At 63.7% G+C, this 16,655-nt stretch carries 16 protein-coding genes and 1 tRNA gene; 10 read left to right on the top strand and 7 right to left on the bottom strand.

Annotated features, from left to right (window positions below):
* Positions 1-6: 6 nt before the first annotated feature.
* On the bottom strand, positions 7-714 hold the full coding sequence (locus DKM43_RS03415; RefSeq protein ID WP_109797103.1) for a hypothetical protein: 708 nt from the start codon (positions 712-714) through the stop codon (positions 7-9).
* A gap of 174 nt (positions 715-888) precedes the next feature.
* Between DKM43_RS03415 and DKM43_RS03410 the strand changes: the two genes are divergently transcribed.
* On the top strand, positions 889-2,397 hold the full coding sequence (locus tag DKM43_RS03410; RefSeq protein WP_109797102.1) for a YifB family Mg chelatase-like AAA ATPase: 1,509 nt from the start codon (positions 889-891) through the stop codon (positions 2,395-2,397).
* A gap of 21 nt (positions 2,398-2,418) precedes the next feature.
* Here DKM43_RS03410 and DKM43_RS03405 read toward each other — a convergent pair whose 3' ends face one another.
* Complete coding sequence (locus DKM43_RS03405; RefSeq protein WP_109797101.1) at positions 2,419-2,667, bottom strand: GlsB/YeaQ/YmgE family stress response membrane protein; 249 nt, start codon at positions 2,665-2,667, stop codon at positions 2,419-2,421.
* A gap of 540 nt (positions 2,668-3,207) precedes the next feature.
* Here DKM43_RS03405 and DKM43_RS03400 point away from each other — a divergent pair.
* From DKM43_RS03400 to DKM43_RS03390, 3 genes are all read left to right on the top strand, one after another.
* The gene (locus tag DKM43_RS03400; RefSeq protein ID WP_109797100.1) at positions 3,208-5,205 is read left to right on the top strand and encodes a ribonucleoside-diphosphate reductase subunit alpha; all 1,998 of its coding nucleotides are present in this window, start codon (positions 3,208-3,210) and stop codon (positions 5,203-5,205) included.
* A 249-nt stretch (positions 5,206-5,454) separates the two neighbouring features.
* Positions 5,455-5,916, top strand: a complete 462-nt coding sequence (locus DKM43_RS03395) for a PepSY domain-containing protein (RefSeq protein WP_269089602.1) — start codon at positions 5,455-5,457, stop codon at positions 5,914-5,916.
* 214 nt (positions 5,917-6,130) lie between these two features.
* Entirely contained in the window at positions 6,131-7,186 is a 1,056-nt protein-coding gene (locus DKM43_RS03390) for a ribonucleotide-diphosphate reductase subunit beta (protein ID WP_109797098.1), read from the top strand.
* Between the two features lie 66 nt (positions 7,187-7,252).
* Here DKM43_RS03390 and DKM43_RS03385 read toward each other — a convergent pair whose 3' ends face one another.
* Positions 7,253-8,260 carry a sodium:calcium antiporter gene (locus DKM43_RS03385; RefSeq protein ID WP_109797097.1) on the bottom strand — a complete coding sequence of 336 codons (1,008 nt, stop codon included), beginning with the start codon at positions 8,258-8,260 and terminating at the stop codon, positions 7,253-7,255.
* A gap of 245 nt (positions 8,261-8,505) precedes the next feature.
* Positions 8,506-9,057, bottom strand: coding sequence for a thermonuclease family protein (locus DKM43_RS03380; RefSeq protein WP_109797096.1), 552 nt, complete (start codon positions 9,055-9,057; stop codon positions 8,506-8,508).
* Positions 9,058-9,203: 146 nt separating this feature from the next.
* Between DKM43_RS03380 and DKM43_RS03375 the strand changes: the two genes are divergently transcribed.
* Together DKM43_RS03375 and dapE are read left to right on the top strand one after the other, a co-directional pair.
* A complete protein-coding gene (locus DKM43_RS03375) occupies positions 9,204-9,878 on the top strand; it encodes a glutathione S-transferase family protein (protein ID WP_109797095.1) in 675 nt (224 codons plus the stop codon).
* Positions 9,878-11,020, top strand: a complete 1,143-nt coding sequence (dapE, locus tag DKM43_RS03370; protein ID WP_109797094.1) for a succinyl-diaminopimelate desuccinylase — start codon at positions 9,878-9,880, stop codon at positions 11,018-11,020. Before DKM43_RS03375 ends, dapE begins: the two co-directional genes overlap by 1 nt.
* A gap of 4 nt (positions 11,021-11,024) precedes the next feature.
* Here the strand turns inward: dapE and msrA are convergent, their stop codons facing one another.
* Complete coding sequence (gene msrA, locus DKM43_RS03365; RefSeq protein WP_109797093.1) at positions 11,025-11,561, bottom strand: peptide-methionine (S)-S-oxide reductase MsrA; 537 nt, start codon at positions 11,559-11,561, stop codon at positions 11,025-11,027.
* Positions 11,562-11,638: 77 nt separating this feature from the next.
* Here msrA and DKM43_RS03360 point away from each other — a divergent pair, with 77 nt between their 5' ends.
* The 4 genes from DKM43_RS03360 (at position 11,639) to DKM43_RS03345 (ending at position 14,115) form a co-directional block, all read left to right on the top strand.
* Positions 11,639-12,505, top strand: coding sequence for a class I SAM-dependent methyltransferase (locus tag DKM43_RS03360; protein ID WP_109797092.1), 867 nt, complete (start codon positions 11,639-11,641; stop codon positions 12,503-12,505).
* Positions 12,506-12,605: 100 nt separating this feature from the next.
* Positions 12,606-13,469 (top strand): N-carbamoylputrescine amidase, encoded by an 864-nt coding sequence (gene aguB / locus DKM43_RS03355; protein WP_109797091.1) that lies wholly within the window; start codon positions 12,606-12,608, stop codon positions 13,467-13,469.
* Positions 13,470-13,552: 83 nt separating this feature from the next.
* Positions 13,553-13,966, top strand: a complete 414-nt coding sequence (folK, locus tag DKM43_RS03350; protein WP_236632357.1) for a 2-amino-4-hydroxy-6-hydroxymethyldihydropteridine diphosphokinase — start codon at positions 13,553-13,555, stop codon at positions 13,964-13,966.
* A 73-nt stretch (positions 13,967-14,039) separates the two neighbouring features.
* Positions 14,040-14,115 (top strand) — tRNA-Lys (locus DKM43_RS03345).
* Positions 14,116-14,127: 12 nt separating this feature from the next.
* Here DKM43_RS03345 and yihA read toward each other — a convergent pair.
* Positions 14,128-14,811, bottom strand: coding sequence for a ribosome biogenesis GTP-binding protein YihA/YsxC (gene yihA, locus DKM43_RS03340; RefSeq protein WP_109797090.1), 684 nt, complete (start codon positions 14,809-14,811; stop codon positions 14,128-14,130).
* Entirely contained in the window at positions 14,808-16,604 is a 1,797-nt protein-coding gene (gene yidC, locus DKM43_RS03335; protein ID WP_109797229.1) for a membrane protein insertase YidC, read from the bottom strand. Before yidC ends, yihA begins: the two co-directional genes overlap by 4 nt.
* Positions 16,605-16,655 lie beyond the last annotated feature (51 nt).

Below are 16,655 nucleotides of genomic sequence, written 5' to 3'. Positions count from 1 at the left end.
AGCAGCTCAGTTCAGGGCGGCAAACCTTGCCAGATCGCCCTTGCCCAGCATCAGCACTTCCTCGTGCGGGACCGAGTTGGTCAGGGCATAGAAGGCGGCCGCCTTGTCGGCGGGAAGGCCCATGTCACGGTAGTAATCGAGATAGGCCCGGTTCACCGGATGGCTTGGCGCGTAGTCTGCGGGCTGGCGGCCATCCTCGTCGAGCCAGGAATGGACGATGAAGGCAGCATCGGGCGCGGCGCTGCGCGTGGCCCCGGCCAGAAACAGCTCCACCGCGCCCGACCGCACCGAGCCATGTTCGGGCACATGCGTGGCAATGCCCTGCGCACGGATCATGCGGCCAAGGCGAAGATTGGCGAAATCATCCACCGTGCCGGGACAATCGGCCATTTCCAGCACCCGGATGCCGGGAAACGCGCGCAGCATCTTCTGGAAATCGGCCGGGGAATGGCTGTCAGTCTCTGCCACGAGCGCGGCGTGTGAACCGTCAAGCACGGCAAACGGGCCGAAGCTGGCAATTCCGCGCGTAACGGGCGCCTCGTCGCGCATGTTGGCAATGAAGCGTTCCGAACCCGGCTCGACCACTTCGATCACCGTGGTCTCGGTCCACTCGATGCCGTCTTCCACCCATGTGCGGGTCATCACCTCGCGCGCCGAAGCGGTCTGAAAGGCCAGAGCGGCACATGCAAGGGACAGGAGAACGCGGCAGAGCATGACCCGCCTTCTCGCGCGCGGGGCATTGCCGGAATGCGAAGGAAGGCGGTTAAGGGCGGTTTACCGTAATGAGGGCGGCCATCGGCCAATTGCTTCGAGAATGGCAGCATCCCGTCTGCATTGCAGCCTCATGCGCGCTACCCTGAGGGCAATTGCTTATGGGCGGGAGTTTGCATGGTCGCGCTGGTTGCCACGGTTGCCTACCTTGGGCTTGAGGCGCGCAGCGTCGAGGTGCAGTGCCAGATCGCTCCCGGAATGCCGGGTTTCCGGCTTGTCGGCCTGCCCGACAAGGCCGTGGGCGAAAGCCGCGAGCGGGTGCAGTCGGCGCTCTCGGCACTGGGGCTGGCGCTGCCGCCCAAGCGGATCACGGTGAACCTTTCGCCTGCCGATCTGCCCAAGGAAGGCTCGCACTATGATCTGCCCATCGCGCTGGCGCTGCTGGCCGCGATGGGCGTGGTCGATCTTGAGCAGATCGCCGATTACGTGGCCGTGGGCGAACTGGCGCTGGATGGGCGCGTGCTGCCATCGCCGGGTGTCCTGCTGGCGGCGATCCACGCCAGCGGGCAGGACAAGGGGCTGATCTGCCCCGCGGCGCAGGGGGCTGAAGCGCGCTGGGCCAGCGGAATCGACGTGATTGCAGCGCCCGATCTCATTGGTCTGCTCAACCATCTCAAGGGCGCGCACCGTCTGCCGCAACCTGCGCAAGGGCTGGCCGAACCTGCCCGGCGGATGGCAGACCTCAGACAGGTGAAGGGGCAGGAAACCGCCAAGCGCGCGCTGGAGATTGCAGCGGCCGGCGGGCATAACCTGCTGATGATCGGGCCGCCGGGCGCCGGCAAATCGCTCATGGCCTCGTGCCTGCCCGGAATCCTGCCCGAACTGACCCCGGCCGAGGCGCTGGAGGTTTCAATGGTGGCATCGGTTGCGGGCACGCTGGAGGAAGGGCGCATCAGCCGCGCGCGGCCCTTTCGCAGCCCCCACCATTCGGCATCGATGGCCGCGCTGACGGGCGGGGGACTGAAAGTGCGCCCCGGCGAGGTGAGCCTCGCGCATCTGGGCGTATTGTTCCTTGATGAGTTGCCTGAGTTCCAGCGCGCAGTGCTTGATTCGCTGCGCCAGCCGCTCGAAACCGGCGAGGTGACTGTTGCCCGTGCCAATGCGCATGTGACCTTTCCCGCGCGCGTCCAGCTTGTCGCGGCGATGAACCCGTGCCGTTGCGGGCATCTGGGCGATCCGGCGCTGGGGTGCAGCCGCGCGCCGCGCTGCGCGGGCGATTACCAGTCGAAGGTATCCGGCCCGCTGCTCGACCGGATCGACCTGCACGTGGAAGTCGATCCCGTGTCAGCCGCTGATCTTGCCCTGCCGCCGCCCGCCGAAGGATCGGACCAGGTGGCAGCACGTGTCGCACGGGCAAGGGGCGTGCAGGCCGCGCGGCTTGAGGGCACGGGGATGCGCTGCAACGCCGAACTGAATGGTGATCTGCTGGATACCCACGCCGCGCCGGATGAAGCAGGGCGAAAGCTGCTGGCCCAGGCGGCCGAGGCCATGCGGCTTTCGGCGCGCGGCTACACGCGGATGCTGCGCGTGGCGCGCACGATTGCCGATCTGGCAGGGGCCGAGACGGTGGGCCGCGTCCACGTGGCCGAAGCGCTCAGCTATCGGCGGATCGCGCCGCGCGCCTGACCTTTCAGGCCGTGGGCAGCCTCAGAGATTGCGCCCCAGAAAGATCAGCAGCATCGCGCCGATGACCGAGGCGAGGCAGCCCGCGCGGTTCACGCCTTCGCCAAAGGTGCTGCCCGATTTCCAGCTTGCGAAGACGCCCGCCACCAGGGCGCCGCCTATGCCCAGCAGAATGGTCTTGAGCAGCCCCATCTCGATCGCACCGGGATAGAGGAAGCGGGCCAGCACCCCGATGACGAGGCCGGTGAAGAGGATCGAGATCAGATTCAGCACGTATGCACCCCATTCCTGTGGACACGCCCTATCGTGGCGATTGACCGCAGCTTGTCCACAATTTGGTGGCCGGACGCAAAAAAATCCCGGTGCGCGCATTTTTCCTCTTGAAGTGCCGCTTCCTCCGCGCGTCGCTGCACTGCAACATGGCTTTTGGCGCGACGAAGCGAATCGGGCGTGCGACGAATCGAGTCTGCCTCCGGATGATTACCCCCTTGTGTCTGAATCCGGATAAGGCACTATGGGTTGTGGTCGGACTTCAGGGGGACCTCTAAACCTAGTTTCAGGCATTCGGGCGTGTCTTCCGCGCGACGGGTTTGCGCGCCCATGTCTGCCGACCCCTGTGGCACGGTCACGGCGATGGCTCCGGGGGTTCCGGGGCAATGGTATTGGATTGCGGAGCCGAGCGCGGGCGGGACAATTATGTTCCACTTCCGTTCTGTCTCCTGTAGGATCGGTGCGGTTGAGCGATCAACTCCCGATTCGGTGTTTTGGTGGTTGTGCAGGCCCGGATGCCGGGTCGCTGGCGGGGGTTGCGACGTGGATTTCAGGACTGGAGACGGCTCCGTGGTGGCGCAGGACGAGCTGGCTTTTGCTGCTGATGCAAAGGTGGCAGGTGTGGCGATGGACATGAAGGCGAAGGACGCGGGAAGCGAAGCGCTGGTGGCGGGCATGGCGGCAAGCGTTGCTGCGGCGGCCGTTGCGGCTGCTCCCGTCAGCGATTCCAAGAAGGTCAACCCGCGCCGCTTCACCATCGTGACCGATGCGTCCCGCGATGCCCTGCTGACCGATTTCGGCAAGGATACGCTGGATGACCGCTATCTCCTGCCGGGCGAGAAGTATCAGGATCTCTTCGCGCGCGTGGCCGATGCCTATGCCGACGATCAGGGGCACGCCCAGCGCCTCTATGACTACATCTCGAAGCTGTGGTTCATGCCTGCAACGCCGGTGCTCTCGAACGGCGGCACCGGGCGCGGCCTGCCGATCTCGTGCTATCTGAACTCGGTCGATGACAGCCTTGAAGGCATCGTTGCCACCTGGAACGAGAACGTCTGGCTCGCCTCGCGCGGGGGCGGCATCGGCACCTACTGGGGCAAGGTGCGCGGTATCGGGGAATCGGTCGGCCTCAATGGCAAGACCAGCGGCATCATTCCCTTCGTGCGGGTGATGGACAGCCTGACACTGGCGATAAGCCAGGGTTCGCTGCGGCGCGGTTCCGCAGCCTGCTATCTCGACGTATCGCACCCGGAAATCGAGGAGTTCCTCGAAATTCGCAAGCCTTCGGGCGATTTCAACCGCAAGGCGCTCAACCTGCACCACGGCGTCCTCCTGACCGACGAGTTCATGGAGGCCGTGCGCGACGGGACCGAGTTCCACCTGCGCAGCCCCAAGGATGGCTCGATCCGCAACACGGTCGATGCGCGCTCGCTGTTCCAGAAGCTCGTGGAAACCCGCCTTGCCACGGGCGAGCCCTATATCGTGTTCAGCGACACCGTGAACCGCATGATGCCCAAGCATCATCGCGACCTGGGGCTGAAGGTTTCGACCTCGAACCTGTGCTCGGAAATCACCCTGCCCACGGGGCGCGACCATCTGGGCAATGATCGCACGGCGGTGTGCTGTCTTTCCTCGCTCAATCTCGAAACCTGGGACCAGTGGAACGGCGACAAGCGCTTCATCGAGGACGTGCTGCGTTTCCTCGACAACGTGCTACAGGACTATATCGACCGCGCGCCCGATGAAATGGCCCGCGCCAAGTATTCGGCCATGCGCGAACGCTCGGTCGGCATGGGCGTGATGGGCTTCCATTCCTTCCTGCAGATGAAGGGCATCGCCTTTGAGTCTGCCATGGCCAAGGCGTGGAACCTCAAGATGTTCAAGCATATCGCCGCCAAGGCCGACGAGGCTTCGATCCTGCTCGCGCAGGAACGCGGCGCGTGCCCGGATGCGGCGGAAATGGGCGTGATGCAGCGCTTTTCGTGCAAGATGGCGATTGCGCCCACCGCGTCGATCTCGATCATCTGCGGCGGCACTTCAGCCTGCATCGAGCCGATCCCGGCCAATATCTACACGCACAAGACGCTGTCCGGCTCGTTCGTGGTCAAGAACCCCTACCTGCAGAAGCTGCTGGCGGAAAAGAGCAAGGATTCCACCAATGTGTGGAACTCGATCCTCGAACACGGCGGTTCGGTCCAGCATCTCGATTTCCTCAGTGCCGAGGAAAAGGCGGTTTACAAGACAAGCTTCGAGATCGACCAGCGCTGGCTGCTGGAGTTCGCCGCTGACCGCACGCCCTATATCGATCAGGCGCAGTCGCTGAACCTCTACATCCCGGCCGATGTCGACAAGTGGGACTTGATGATGCTGCACTATCAGGCGTGGGAAAAGGGCATCAAGAGCCTCTATTACCTGCGTTCGAAGTCGGTCCAGCGCGCAGGTTTTGCCGGCGGGGTCGAGGCGGACAACACCGCAGAGGCACCGAAGATCGAACTCTCGGCCGGCCAGACCGACTACGAGGAATGCCTGGCCTGCCAGTGATTTGGTTTCTCGCTTGTGAAAGGTTAGGTGCCCGATGAGAAACGAGAGAACTTCTTCCAGAGTGGCGACAATCGCTTCGAAAGGTTTGCGGGGTGAGAAGCTGACCGCAAAGGAGATCAAATCCATTTCGGCCGCTGCATTAACGCAAGCGCCAGATAAACCTAAAAAGAAGTAACTTGCCTTCAGCTCCGTTACACCCCGCGACACTTTGCGGCTGGCGCGTGGCTGCGACAATCCGCGACAAGACTTGTGCTTGCACGATCCCAGGCAAGCCCGCTAAGGCGGCTTTGTCTCATCTTGCGATCAATTCGCATTATCAAAGGGGTTCGTTTCATGCGCAAGTGGCACCGCTGGATCACGGTGTTTTTCGGGGTCTTCATGCTGTGGATGGCCTTTACCGGCGTCGCCAGCCACGTGACCGCGCTCTGGCCCGCCGGGCAACAGGCCGGGCCACCCCCGGTGCCCGAAGGCTTTGTCTGTCCGGAAACCATGATGTGCCGGCCCAAGGCGCCTCCGGGGGGCGTGAAATCGCTGGTCGGCTGGTTCCACCACCTCCATTCGGGCGAAGAGTTCGGACCGGTGGGCGTGGCCATCTCGCTGATGACCGGCCTTGCGCTGATCTTCTTCAGCATTTCCGGGCTGTGGATGTATGTCTCGATGTGGAAGAACCGCAAGGAGCGCAGCCTCAAGCCGGGCTGGTTCTGGAAATAGGCGCAGCGCAACCTGCCTTGCAGCCAAGCGACGCGGCGGCCGCCGGAGTTTTTCCGGTGCGCCGCCCTTTGCGTTCATGCGGGCGCGACATGCCCGAAAAGGCACGATTCGCCGCAGTGGAAAACCGCGCATCTTGGGCCGGCAAAGCGCCCCGCCCGCTTTCACCGCGCCCCGCCAGACCTTAGATTAAAAGAATCAGCACAGGACACCTCCCATGCCCCTTCTTGAAGCCCGCCCGACCTACAAGCCCTTCGAATATCCCTGGGCCTATGAGTTCTGGAAGCGCCAGCAGCAGATCCACTGGATGCCGGAGGAAGTTCCGCTGGGCGAGGATTGCCGCGACTGGGCGCAGAAGATTTCCGACCACGAGCGCAACCTGCTCACGCAGATCTTCCGCTTCTTCACGCAGGCCGACGTGGAAGTGCAGAACTGTTATCACGAACAGTATGGCCGCGTGTTCAAGCCGACCGAGATCAAGATGATGCTGGCCGCCTTCTCCAACATGGAGACGGTGCACATCGCCGCCTATTCGCACCTGCTTGACACGATCGGCATGCCCGAAAGCGAATACGGCATGTTCCTTGAATACGAGGAACTGAAGGCCAAGCATGACTATCTTCAGACCTTCGGCGTCGAGACGGACGAGGACATTGCCCGCACGCTGGCGATGTTCGGCGGCTTTACCGAAGGGCTGCAACTCTTCGCCAGCTTCGCCATGCTGATGAACTTTCCGCGCTTCAACAAGATGAAGGGCATGGGGCAGATCGTTTCGTGGTCGGTGCGCGATGAATCGCTGCACTGCGAAGGCATCGTGCGCCTGTTCCACGCCTTCGTGAAGGAGCGCGGCTGCCTCACCAAGGCGGTCAAGGAAGACATCATCGACTGCTGCCAGAAGACGGTGCGCCTTGAAGATGCCTTCATTGATCTGGCCTTTGAACAAGGCCCGGTGCCGGGGATGAGCGCCAAGGAAATCAAGCGCTACATCCGCTACATTGCCGACTGGCGCCTTTCGCAGCTTGGCCTGCCGGCGATCTACATGATCGAGGATCATCCGCTGCCCTGGCTGGCCCCGCTGCTGAACGGCGTGGAGCATGCCAACTTCTTCGAAACCCGCGCCACGGAATATTCGAAGGCCGCCACCAAGGGCGACTGGAACACAGTATGGTCCAGCTTTGACAAGCGCCGCAAGGCAAAGACCGTTGCCAACGAGGAACTGCCGGTGGAAGCCGATATCGACATGTTCGGCGCGGCAGGCATTGCGGCGGAGTGACGGGACGGGCGGCGCCAAGGGAAATTGTTCCCAAGGCGTCCCCCGCACCCCCTGCGTTTCTCGCCGCTAATCCCCGCTCATCGCCAGAAGCCGGATGGCCAGCCACAGGCCATAGACTGTAAGGAGCAGGACCGCGCTGCCTTTGCGAAGCGGTGAGCGCCTGAGCAGCAGGAAGCCGACACCAAGGCTGGCCGCAAGCAGGCTCAGCCGGTCGAACATCTCGCCGGAGGAGAGCCGCGCCGTGCCCGCCATGGCGTGAACCACCCCGCCCACGGCAAGGATGTTGAAGAGGCAACTGCCCAGCACGTTGCCGATCACGATATCAGGCTGGCGTTTGCGCACGGCGGCGAACGCCGTGGCCATTTCCGGCAGGCAGGTGCCGACCGAAAGCAGCGTGAGGCCCAGAATGTCCTCGCCGATGCCCATGCGGCGGGCGAGGGTGATTGCCGCCGAGACCAGAAGATCGGCTCCCGCAACCAGAAGGCCGATTCCCACAACCAGCAGGGCCGCTGCACGCCATTGCGGTTCGGAAGGATTGACCATTGCCGCGGCCTCTCGCGCCTGCAAGGCGGCAGATTGCACGGCGGCGGCAGCCCGGAACTGGCCGCGCAGGCTGTAGGCCATCCACAGTGCCAGCCCGCACAGCATGACGAAGCCACCCGGCTGCGCGAGTGTCGGCAAAAGGCCGGGCAGCACGAACACAGCTGCGGCGACGATAATCGCCACGATCTCGGCCCGTATGGCCGAAGGCGCGATGTGCAGCGGGGCAAGGAACGCGGCCAGCCCAAGAACAATCAGCAGATTGGCCATGGAAGCGCCAACCGCATTACCGAAGGCAAGCGTTGGCGTGCCGGCAAGGCTTGCGCGCACCGCCGTTGCCAGTTCGGGCGCAGAGGTGCCGAAGCCCACGATCACCACCCCGATGACGATCGGGGAAATGCCAAGGCGCGCAGCAAGGGTTGCCGCTTCCCGCACCACAAGCTGCCCGCCTGCCATCAGCAGGACCAGACCCGCGATCAACCCCGGCAGGGCGAGCGTCAACATCTCGCTCTTGCCAATGATGATTGCACCCACCTGCGGACCTCACTCCCCGCGCGCGGCGTGGCGCTTTGGCTTTGCCGTGCCTGGAGAATTGGAATTGTTGACGCGCTGCCGCCAGATAGCCGCACCGGTTACACTTCAGATACGATGGCGAGTGCCATCTGGAAACTGGCCATCCGAACGTTGAAAGCGTGAAGCATGAGGCCACTCTAGGGAAAAACCACGAATACCATGTTTCCCGTGAGCCTGCCTTCGTTTCTGCGTAGCCCGAATTCCGATCAGCACCAGTTTCTGCGGTAGCCCTTCCAGTTCTCTGCCAGTCCCTCGGCAACCAGCGCGGTGCCCAGACTTTGGCCGCCGCGGGTTATGATGCGCAGGGTTCGACCGTATTGGTCGGTCTCACGGTCGGTGGCTTCAAGGGTGAACGGACCGGCGTTCAGCAGGGCAATCAGCCTTGCCGTCGCCCTGTCGCCCAGTGCGCGTTCGGTGTTGCAACGAGCTTCGCGGGTTTCGGGCGTGTTGATATCGGCAATACGGATTTTCCGGCCTTGGTAGCGGATGGTGTCGCCATCGATGACGCAGTTCCAGCCCCCGCCATTGCATCTGGTGAACGTGGCGCGTTCGCGGTCTCTCGGTGCGGAGCCAGGCAGCGCCGATAGCGCCGCTGCATCGGCCTGAGGCGGCCCGCCAGTGAAGAATATAGCGCTGCCTGCCCCGATGGGCAGGGCGACCAGCAGCAGCTTGAACCATAGCGGATCCCTGCTTGATCTGCGCTGGGTCCGGCGGCGTTGGACGGAGGTAAACTGGCGCTGGTTGCGGCGGTGCTTCATCTGTCAAGGGTGCGTCAGTCATCATTTCCATCGGGTTAAGCGGGTTACACCCGGCGAGCGTTCCGTTCATGCTCGACAGCCGTAATCTGAATGGCTAGGCGACCAGAGACGTGAAATCGGCCCATGGGCATGATCGAGGCGGTTTGATGAAGCTGATTATCGGCAACCGGAACTATTCGAGCTGGTCGCTGCGCGGCTGGCTGGCGTGCAGGCAATCGGGCCTTGCCTTCGAGGAAGTGACCGTGCCGCTTTATGGCGAGGACTGGGACGAACTCCGGCGCGGCGACGATCTGGCCCCTTCATCAGGGAAGGTGCCGATCCTGTGGGATGGCGAAGGCCCCGATGCCCCCGTGGTTTGGGACAGTCTGGCGATCATCGACTATCTGGCCGACAAGGTGGGGCGTGACCGGTTCTGGCCAAAGGACGATGCCGCGCGGGCCATGGCCCGTTCGATGGTGGCGGAAATGCATTCCAGCTATCTGCCGCTGCGCCGCAGCTTGCCGATGAACATGCGCAAGCGCTTTGAAGGCGTGGAAATCAGCGCCGAAGTGCGCGCGGATATCGTGCGCATCCTCACCCTCTGGGCCGAGGCGCGAGCGCGCTTTGGCAAGGGCGGGCCGTTCCTGTTCGGCACGTTCTGCGCCGCCGACATCATCTATGCACCGGTGGTTTCGCGCTTCATGACCTATGGGGTGCCTGTGCCGGGGTTTGCCCGCGCCTACATGGAAGCGGTCTGGACCCATGACTGGATGCAGGCGTGGCTGCACGCGGCGGAAAGCGAGGACTGGGTCATCGAACAGTTCGAGGAGCCAGCCCGCTGATGCCGTCCGATGCCGCCAATCCCGATCCGGTGATCCTTGCCGAACGGCTGATCGATTGCCCCAGCGTGACACCTGCCACAGGCGCGGTGTTCGATTGCCTTGCCGCCATGCTGGCCCCGCTGGGCTTTGCCATCCACCGCTTCGTGGCGGGCGAGGCGCCCGACGGCCCGGTCGAGAACCTGTTCGCCATCCGGCAGGGGCCGCAGGGCACGCGCCACTTTGCCTTTGCCGGGCATCTCGATGTGGTGCCGCCGGGCGAGGGCTGGACTTCGGCGCCCTTCGCAGCCGAACGCCGGGGCGAACTGCTTTACGGACGCGGCGCGGTGGACATGAAGGGGGCGATCGCATCCATGGTGGCGGCCGTGGCCGATATTCCCGCCGAGGCCGGAACCATCAGCTTCATCATCACCGGCGACGAGGAAGGCCCCGCGCGATACGGCACCCTGCCGCTGATCGACCTTATCCGCGAGATGAAGGTCGAACCTGACCTGTGCCTTGTGGGCGAGCCGACATCGGTGCACCGTCTGGGCGACATGGTGAAGATCGGCAGGCGCGGTTCGGTGAACATGTGGATCACCTGCAAGGGCGCGCAGGGGCACGTGGCCTATCCGCATCTGGCTGACAATCCGATCCCGCGCCTTGTTGCCCTGCTCGCCGAACTCGATGCCTTGGTGCTCGACGAGGGCACGGCATGGTTCCAGCCATCCAATCTCGAAATCACCGATCTTCATGTGGGCAATCCGGCCACCAACGTGATCCCTGCCGAGGCGCGGGCGCGAATCTCCATCCGCTTCAACGACCGGCATACCGGCGCGGCGCTGATTGCGCTGGTCGAAGAGGTTGCCGAACGCCATCGCGGCGAAGTGCGCGCCGTGATTTCGGGCGAAAGCTTCATCACCCTGCCCGGCGCGTTCTCTGATCTCATCGTGGATGCGGTGAAGGCCGAAACCGGGCTGGAGCCTGAACTTTCCACCACCGGGGGCACGTCCGATGCGCGGTTCCTGCGCGCGGTGTGTCCGGTGGTGGAGTTCGGCCTGTGCAATGCCACGATGCACAAGAAGGACGAGGCGGTGGCCATGGCCGATCTGCACACGCTTGCGCGCATCTACCGCCGGATCGCGCTGGCGGCGCTGCGCGGCTAGCCGGTCAGCCCTTCACCTTTCCGGCAAAGCTCTTGCGCAACTTCATCAGCTTGGGCGGGATGACGGCAAGGCAATAGGGGTTCCTCTGGCCTTCGCCTTGCCAGTATTCCTGATGGTAATCCTCGGCCGGATACCAGGTCGTGGCCGGTTCGATGGTGGTAACGATGGGCCGGGGCCAATCGGACTGCGCGCGCTGGATGGCGGCCTCCATCGCGGCCTTCTGCGTCTCGTCAAGCGGGAACATGGCCGAGCGATACTGCGTGCCGATATCGTTGCCCTGCCGGTTGAGCTCGGTGGGATCATGCGTGGCAAGGAAGATGTCGAGGATCTGGTCGAGACCGATCACGGCCGGATCGAACGTGACGCGGATGGCCTCTGCATGGCCCGTGGTGCCGCTGCACACCTGCTTGTAGGTGGGATTGGCCAGCGTGCCCCCGATATAGCCGCTCTCCACGTCGGTAACGCCGATGACATCGCGGAACACCGCTTCGGTGCACCAGAAGCATCCGCCTGCCAGAATGGCCGTTGCTTGTTCGCTCATGCGTCTTATTCTCCAAGTGTTCCGCCGAGATAGGCAGGCGCATGGCGCTTGTCACCGGCCCTTTGGAGAATCGCCCGATGTCCAGACTGAACCTTGCCCTGATTGCCCTTGCCGCATCGGCAGTCGGCCTTGCCCCTCCGGCACTTGCCCATCAGCACGAAGGCCATGCGCATCACGCCGAAATCAAGGTGGATCCGGCGCTGGCGGCTGCTGTGGCCCATCCGCTGCGCAAGGAGGACAGCGCCCGCGACATTTATCGCAAGCCCGATCAGACACTGGCTTTCTTTCAGGTGGGACCGACCATGAAGGTAGGCGAATATGCGCCCGGCGGCGGCTGGTATTCACGCCTGCTGGGCATCTATCTGGCGTCCAAGGGCAAGCTCGTGGGCTTGTTTGCCGATATGAGCGCGGCAAACGAGCAGCGTCAGGCCGCGGTGCAGGCGGCCGCAGCCAAGTTTCCGTCAGAAGTAGCTGAATGGGCGAAACAGCCTGCCGAAAAGTTCAGCGCCTTTTCGCTCGGCACGATTCCTGATGACGAGAAGGGCACCTTCGATCGCATTCTGGTGATGCGCGCCATGCACAACCTCATGCGGTCGAACATTGCCGACAACGAGATCAAGAAGATGCGCGAACTGCTGAAGGACGATGGCATGATCGGGATTGAGCAGCACCGCGCCAGACCCGATGCCAGCTTTGCCGACAGCGACGGGTCCAAGGGCTATCTGCGCGAGGCCGATGTCATCAAGTTCATGGAAGTGAACGGCTTTACCTTCGTGGGCAAGAGCGAGGCCAACGCCAATCCGAAAGACCCGGCCAACTGGCCCGGCGGGGTGTGGACCCTGCCGCCGACGTATGCCGGGGCAAAGGACGATGCCGAGAAGGCGCGGCTGAACACCATTGGCGAGAGCGATCGCATGACGCTGCTGTTCCGCAAGCGTGCATGATATAGCACGCCTGATGTGACACGCCTGATGTGACAGGCCTGATGTGACAGGGGCGCGGCGATGGTTGAATTGAAGGGGGGAGCAGCCTAGTCCGGCAGCCATGACCACGATCACCGTTGCCGCCCTGCAACTCGCCCTTCCCGGAGGCGAGGCCGAGAACATCGCCGCCACCGCTGCCTTGGTGGAACAGGCCGCCCGCGATGGCGCGCAGATCATTCTGCCGCCCGAACTCTTTGCCGGACCATACTTCTGCAAGGTCGAGGACGAGGCGCTCTTTGCCATGGCCCACCCGCTGGCCGAGGATCCTTCGGTGCGCGAAATGCAGCGGCTGGCGAAGGCGCACGGGGTGGCCATCCCCACCAGCTTCTTCGAGCGCGATGGCCACCATTACTATAACACGCTGGCAATGATCGGCCCCGATGGCGCGGTCATGGGGATTTATCGCAAGAGCCATATCCCCGATGGGCCGGGCTATGAGGAAAAGTATTATTTCCGCCCCGGCAATACCGGCTTCAAGGTCTGGGATGTGTTCGGCACGCGCATCGGGGTGGGGGTGTGCTGGGACCAGTGGTATCCCGAATGCGCGCGCGCCATGGCGCTGATGGGGGCAGAGCTGCTGTTCTATCCCACGGCCATCGGATCGGAACCCTATGATGCCGGTCTTGATACTAGCCGCATGTGGCGCCGCGCCATGATCGGCCATGCCGTATCGAACTGCATGCCGGTGATTGCCGCCAACCGGATCGGAACGGAAACCGAGCATGGCGCAGAGGGCCAGCGCTTCTATGGCCACAGCTTCATCACCGATGAATGGGGCGATTTCCTGGCCGCATTCGGCGCAGGGGAAACCGGTGTTCTTCATGCTGCGATCGATCTTGGCCGCGCTGCAACGCACCGCGCCGGCATGGGCTTCTTCCGCGATCGCCGTCCGCAGCTTTACGGACGGCTGGCCGAGGACATCTGACGGAAGGCCGGACGATCAGGCACCGCTATCTCGTTGCGCTGGGATCAAACCAGCGCCATCCGCGCCATGGGCGCCCGCAGGCCGTGCTGCGCGCGGCACTGGCGGAAATGGCTGCGCGCGGGCTTGGGATCGAGGCGGCAAGCACCTTCGTGCGCAGCCGTCCCGTCGGTCCTTCGCAGCGTGAATATGCGAACGGTGCGGCAGTGGTTTCGACCAGTCTTGAACCGCCCGCGCTGCTGTGTCTGCTGCAGGGCATCGAGCGGGACTTTGGCCGCAGACGACTCGGCCAGCGCTGGCGCGCACGCACGCTGGACCTTGATCTGATCCTTTGGAGCGGCGGATGCTGGGCGGATGCCGTGCTGGTGATCCCGCACCGCGCGTTTCGCGGCCGCAGCTTCGTGCTTGATCCGGCCGCCCGGATTGCCCGCGACTGGCGCGATCCGATCACCGGGCTCAGACTTGCCCACCTGCACCACCGGCTGGGCAAGAGGAAATGACCGGCCTACTTGACCAGCCGTCCCCGTCCCCCTAGGTGACGCGCCACGCCGCGCGCTTCGATGCACACAGGGCGGGCCCTTAGCTCAGTCGGTAGAGCAACTGACTTTTAATCAGTAGGTCGCTGGTTCGAACCCAGCAGGGCTCACCATCCCCCAGCGAATCAGCCGAGCGCGTCTTGCAGGACGGCGGCGCGCAGTTCCTCGATCCCCATCTTCTTTTCCGATGAGGTGACGATCACTTCGGGGTAGGCCGCGGTGCGCTTGCGGGCGGCGGCGAGCGTTTGGGCCGTGACTTCGGCCAGCTCGCTGGCCTTGATCTTGTCGGCCTTGGTAAGAACGATGCGATAGCCTACGCCCGCTTCATCGAGCATCTGCATCATGTCGGCATCGACTGGCTTGATGCCATGGCGGCTGTCGATCAGCAGCAGCGTGCGCTTCAGCACCACGCGCCCGCGCAGGTAATCGCGCACCAGACGGCGCCATGTTTCCACCACCTTTGGCGGGGCCTTGGCGAAGCCGTAGCCGGGCATGTCGACCAGACGCAGACGGGTGGGATCACCTACCTCGAAATAGTTCAGTTCCTGTGTGCGGCCCGGCGTGACCGAGGTGCGGGCGATGGACTTGCGCCCGGTCAGGGCATTGAGCAGCGAGGACTTTCCCACGTTGGACCGGCCCGCAAAGGCCACTTCGGGCACATCGGGATCGGGCAGGAACTTGAGCGCCGGGGCCGATTTCAGGAACTCGACCCGACCGGCAAAGAGCAGGCGCGCCTGTTCGATCCGTTCAGCCCGCGCTTCCTGATCCTGCTGTGCGGAATCGGGGCCTGAAGGTTCGGTCGCGCTCACCGGGCTTTCGGCTTCCGCGCGGAAGCCACCTTCTCGTCACGCGCAGCGGCGCGGTCGATGTTCTGCTGGTCCTTTTCGGCCTGCGCCTTGAGTTGCGGATGACGGCTGTAGAGATACTTCTGCTGGGCAATGGTCAGCACGTTCGAGGTGATCCAGTAGATCAGCAGACCGGCCGCGAACGGTGCCATGACGAACATCATGATCCACGGCATGAAGGCGAAGATCTGCTGCTGCGCCGGGTCCATCGCGGCGGGCTGAAGCTTGAACTGGAGCCACATGGTGATGCCGAGCAGGATCGCCAGCACGCCAATGCCGAGGAAGCCCGGCGGATCGAACGGCAGCAGACCGAACAGGTTGAGCACATGCGCCGGATCAGGGGCGGAAAGATCCTTGATCCACAGGACAAAGGGCTGGTGGCGCATCTCGATGGCGATAACCAGCACCTTGTAGAGCGCGAAGAACACAGGGATCTGGAGGAAGATGGGCAGACATCCCGCGAGAGGATTGACCTTCTCACGCTTGTACAGCTCCATGATTTCCTGCTGCTGTTTCTGCTTGTCGTCCTTGTAGCGCTCCTGCACCGCCTTGACCTTGGGCTGGAGCGCGCGCATGGCCGCCATCGAGGCGAACTGGCGCTGGGCAATGGGGAACATCACACCGCGCACGATCAGCGTGAGCAGGATGATCGCCACGCCGAAGTTCTTGACCAGCTTGAACAGCGAATCGAGCAGCCAGAAGATCGGCTTCTCGAACCAGCGGAACCAGCCCCAGTCAATCGACAGGCTGAAGTTCGCAACGCCGGCCGCCTCATAGCGTTCAAGGACAGAGTTTTCCTTGGCGCCCGCAAAGAGCCGCACGGTCTGCGTCTGCTGTTTGCCCGGCGCGATCGAGACATTGGGGAAGATGAGATCGGCGCGGTAAAGGCCCGGTCCGATGGCGCGGAAGGCGCCTTCCGCCTTGGCCCCGGCATCCGGGATGAGCGCGGAAAGCCAGTAGATATCGGTGAAGCCGATCCAGTTGGTTGCGCCCTTGAGCGGCACGAGCTGTCCCGGCGCCTCGCTCACGGTGCTGTAGTTGTTGTCGAACGTCACCGTGCCATCGACCGCGCCGATGGGACCGGAGTGGAGTTGCCAGGTGTCGATGCTGGCGGTCTTGTCGGTGCGCGATACCAGCGCGAAGGGCTTTACCACGATTGGCGCCGGGCCGGTGTTGGCCACGGCCAGCGTGGCGGTAATCATGTAATCGGCATCGATCGCGTAGCGGATCGAGAAGGTCTGTCCGCTGGAGTTGGTCCAGCGCAGCGTCACGGGCGTCTGCGGGGTCAGCTTCGCGGCGTCGGCGGTCCACACCGTTCCGGCATCGGGGGTGGCCACGCCCTCGCCAACCCAGCCGATCTGCGCGAAGTGCTGCGCCGGGGTGCCCGCGGGCGAGAACAGCCGCACCGGGGGGCTTTTGCGGTCCACCGTCTCGCGGTGGCGCACGAGCGTCACGTCATCGACAAGCCCGCCCTTGAGGTTGATCGAACCCTTGATGCCGGGCGCATCGATCGGCAGGCGGTTGCCAGCAGTCAGTTCGGCGGCAAGATCCTTCTTCTCCAGCGCAATGTCGGCGGGCGATTGCAGGCCGCCTTCGCGGGTGGGCTTGGGCTTGTCGGCCTGCGCGGCGGGCGCGCTTGCGGCCGCCTGTGGCTTGACGTCCGCCTGCGGGTAGAACCAGCGCATGGCCGCTTCCCAACCGATCAGCAGCAGGCCCGTCAGGACCACTGCGAGGATGACGTTGCGCTGATTTTGCACCGGGTTTCGAATCCTGTATCTCGTGGCCGCCAGATGCGGCGCAAACTGCAT

It is taken from the genome of Novosphingobium meiothermophilum (assembly GCF_003171715.1).
In the GTDB taxonomy this organism is placed as follows: Bacteria; Pseudomonadota; Alphaproteobacteria; order Sphingomonadales; family Sphingomonadaceae; genus Novosphingobium; species Novosphingobium meiothermophilum.
This window is presented reverse-complemented; position numbering and strand designations above follow the sequence as displayed.

What these genes read in the sequence shown, in the direction of transcription:
- DKM43_RS03380 (WP_109797096.1), bottom strand. Translation starts at nt 9,057, where the DNA reads ATGAAGCACCGCCGCAACCAGCGCCAGTTTACCTCCGTCCAACGCCGC.
- DKM43_RS03410 (WP_109797102.1), top strand. Translation starts at nt 889, where the DNA reads ATGGTCGCGCTGGTTGCCACGGTTGCCTACCTTGGGCTTGAGGCGCGC.
- DKM43_RS03390 (WP_109797098.1), top strand. Translation starts at nt 6,131, where the DNA reads ATGCCCCTTCTTGAAGCCCGCCCGACCTACAAGCCCTTCGAATATCCC.
- msrA (WP_109797093.1), bottom strand. Translation starts at nt 11,561, where the DNA reads ATGAGCGAACAAGCAACGGCCATTCTGGCAGGCGGATGCTTCTGGTGC.
- DKM43_RS03375 (WP_109797095.1), top strand. Translation starts at nt 9,204, where the DNA reads ATGAAGCTGATTATCGGCAACCGGAACTATTCGAGCTGGTCGCTGCGC.
- DKM43_RS03360 (WP_109797092.1), top strand. Translation starts at nt 11,639, where the DNA reads ATGTCCAGACTGAACCTTGCCCTGATTGCCCTTGCCGCATCGGCAGTC.
- DKM43_RS03415 (WP_109797103.1), bottom strand. Translation starts at nt 714, where the DNA reads ATGCTCTGCCGCGTTCTCCTGTCCCTTGCATGTGCCGCTCTGGCCTTT.
- dapE (WP_109797094.1), top strand. Translation starts at nt 9,878, where the DNA reads ATGCCGTCCGATGCCGCCAATCCCGATCCGGTGATCCTTGCCGAACGG.
- aguB (WP_109797091.1), top strand. Translation starts at nt 12,606, where the DNA reads ATGACCACGATCACCGTTGCCGCCCTGCAACTCGCCCTTCCCGGAGGC.